Source organism: Actinomycetospora sp., from assembly GCF_036497585.1.
Taxonomy (GTDB): Bacteria; Actinomycetota; Actinomycetes; order Mycobacteriales; family Pseudonocardiaceae; genus Actinomycetospora.
Genome location: NZ_DASXJD010000251.1, coordinates 1 through 2431, shown reverse-complemented (window position 1 = coordinate 2431; position 2431 = coordinate 1). Strand labels below are relative to the sequence as shown.

Sequence of the window (2431 nt, the reverse complement as noted above, 5' to 3'; positions counted from 1 at the left end):
CTCGAGCGGGTTCACGGAGCCCCAGAAGATCGTGCGGTCGGGGTCGCGGCCCGCCAGCTCCGCGCATTCCTCCCACGGCGAGAGCCCGTCGCGGTAGAGGTCGGTGAGCGGCAACGGCATGGCCACGAGCATGTCCGTGTCGGACTGGCCGTAGATCATCTGACGGATGTCCGACGGCGTCCAATCCTTCAGGAACTCGTCCGCGGAGAGCTTCGGCTCGGCGTCCGGGGTGAGTGTCGCGTGGAAGGCGTAGAGATGGTTGGAGAACATCTCGCCCGGCTTGCCGAAGGCGTTCTTCGGCGAGAAGTTGAACGGGTGAGCCACCCCGTCGAACACGAATGCGTCGCCGATCATCAGCTGGCCTCCTCGACCTGGGGACGGTGCGCCGCGACGTAGGCGTCGCGGTCGGGCACGGCGGTGGGGGCGGGCAGGAAGCGGAGCTTGCGCACCGCCGACTCGGACAGCCGGTCGGTGGACCAGGCCTCGTCCCAGACGATCTCGACCTCGGCGCTGTCCACCCCGGGCTGCGCCTCAATCGCCTCCTCGACCTCGGTGAGCACGCGCGAGGCGAACGGGCACCAACCCGAGGTCAGGAGTAGCTCGACCCTCGCGTGGCCATCGCTCACCGCCACTGACCGCAGCAGCCCCATGTCGACCACCGAGATGCCCTTCTCGCGGCAGCACGGGTCGTAGACGTCCGAGAGGGCGTCGGTCGCCCACTGGGGAACGGCCGGGGGCGCGGGGTCCATGGACTGATCGTGTGACGTCGCCCGCAGGTGCGAAAGGGCGGTGATTTCAGATGGTGCGTCGCCCGGCCAGGGCAGCCTCACCCGAGGCTGAGCGCCCGGGATACCCGCGACGCGCACGAGCGGAGCCTCTGGCGGGGTACGTCCCGCCGCAGCGACGCGGGCGAGGTGACGACCCCGAGCGAGCCGACGCCGTCGGCTGTGGTCACCGGCGCGGCGAGGCAGCGGACCCCCACGGCGTACTCCTCGTCGTCGACGGCGAGGGCGTCCGGGGCGGGGAGCCGGTCGCGGAGCCGGCGACGGTCGACGACGGTGTGCGGGGTGAGGTCGTTCAGCGGGTGCCGGGCGAGGTAGTCCTCCCGCTCCGGAGCCGGCAGCTGGGCGAGGATCGACTTGCCCAGCGCGGTGGCGTGGGCGGCGTGGTGGATTCCGACCCAGAGGTCGATGCGCGGGGCCTTCGGACTGTCGACGATCTCGACCACGACGACCTCGCCGTCGATGTGGCGGGCGAGGTACACCGCGCTGGACAGCTCGTCGCGCAGCCACTCCAGCGCCGGGCGGGCCTGCGCGACCCCGCGGGCGGCCGTCCCGTGGCTGCGGACGACGTCGATGCGATGGCCGAGCACGTAGGACCCGTCGTCGAGGCGCTGCAGGTAGTCCTCGTGGGTCAGCGTGCGCAGCAGGTGGTACGTCGTCGAGAGCGGTAGGCCCGCGGCCCTGGCGAGCTCCTTGGCGTGCGCCCGCCCCTCCCGCTCGGCGACGACCTCGAGCAACCGCAGCGCACGCTGCACCGACTGGATCAGGGTCGGACCGCCCTGTTCGCCCACGGCTCCGCTCCTTCGCGGTGTGTTCGCCGACGAGCGTGGCAGAACGGCGCCGCGTTGGGAACGGGGTCCGACGCTTCGCGCGCCGGCCCTGGTCCTCGCATGGTCCCCGAGCTCTGCGAGGACCATGCGAAGCGCGCGAACGGGACCTTGTAAGCTCATCGGCGGTAGCGTGTCCGAGCGGCCGAAGGAGCACGCCTCGAAAGCGTGTGAGGTGCAAGCCTCCGTGGGTTCAAATCCCACCGCTACCGCCAGCCTGAACAGGCCAAACGCCGGAAGGGTCCACACGGGCCCGACCGGCGTTTCTGCTGTCAGTCTCAGTTCTAGTCTCATTTGTCGTCCGCAGGCCCCTCGCTGACCTGCCAGATCAAGCCTCCGACCCGCAACGCGATGTCGCGTTGGATGGCCGACGTGACGTGCTGATACCGCGCCGCCATCGCGGTGTGCGACCACCCCATGATCCCCATGACTGACCGCTCCGGGACGCCGAGCAGGAGCAGCACGGTCGCGGCGGTGTGCCGGCATCATGCAGCCGGCCATCTCTCACCTCGGCCCGGCCGAGGAGCCTCTTCCACTCGTCGTAGTCCGTGCGCGGGTTCAGCGGGCCGCCAGTCGGGGTGGCGAACAGCCAGCCGCCATCCGTCCAGAGCTGCGCCGCCGTCTCCCGCTCGCGGTCCTCTTCGACCCGATGCGCCCGCAGGAGCTCCACGAGCTCGGCCGGTAGCCCGATGCCCCGACGACCCGCGCGTGACTTCGTCTCCGAGGTCTCGTCACGTACGGGTTACAGTGGCCGCCGTACTTCCGTCCGCAGGTCCCACGACGCGGTGGTGATCTGCGGCCCGAAGTCCGCACCGATCGGCG

The 2431-nt window shown here is 70.7% G+C and carries 4 protein-coding genes and 1 tRNA gene; 1 reads left to right on the top strand and 4 read right to left on the bottom strand.

The window, feature by feature from the left end:
• From VGH76_RS26200 to VGH76_RS26190, 3 genes are all read right to left on the bottom strand, one after another.
• Positions 1-354: hypothetical protein (locus VGH76_RS26200; RefSeq protein WP_331559708.1), on the bottom strand; the 354-nt coding region annotated here is incomplete at its 3' end.
• Positions 354-749, bottom strand: coding sequence for a metal-sulfur cluster assembly factor (locus VGH76_RS26195; RefSeq protein ID WP_331559707.1), 396 nt, complete (start codon positions 747-749; stop codon positions 354-356). The genes VGH76_RS26200 and VGH76_RS26195, both read right to left, overlap by 1 nt.
• Positions 750-826: 77 nt before the next feature.
• The gene (locus VGH76_RS26190) at positions 827-1573 is read right to left on the bottom strand and encodes an IclR family transcriptional regulator (protein WP_331559706.1); all 747 of its coding nucleotides are present in this window, start codon (positions 1571-1573) and stop codon (positions 827-829) included.
• Positions 1574-1736: 163 nt separating this feature from the next.
• Here VGH76_RS26190 and VGH76_RS26185 point away from each other — a divergent pair.
• Positions 1737-1824, top strand: a tRNA-Ser gene (locus tag VGH76_RS26185).
• A 75-nt stretch (positions 1825-1899) separates the two neighbouring features.
• On the opposite strand, the gene VGH76_RS26180 is transcribed toward VGH76_RS26185, so the two are convergent.
• The gene (locus tag VGH76_RS26180; RefSeq protein ID WP_331559705.1) at positions 1900-2073 is read right to left on the bottom strand and encodes a hypothetical protein; all 174 of its coding nucleotides are present in this window, start codon (positions 2071-2073) and stop codon (positions 1900-1902) included.
• Between the last annotated feature and the right edge of the window lie 358 nt (positions 2074-2431).

Excerpts from the sequence above, each read along its gene's own strand:
- VGH76_RS26195 (WP_331559707.1), bottom strand. The coding sequence starts at position 749 with ATGGACCCCGCGCCCCCGGCCGTTCCCCAGTGGGCGACCGACGCCCTC.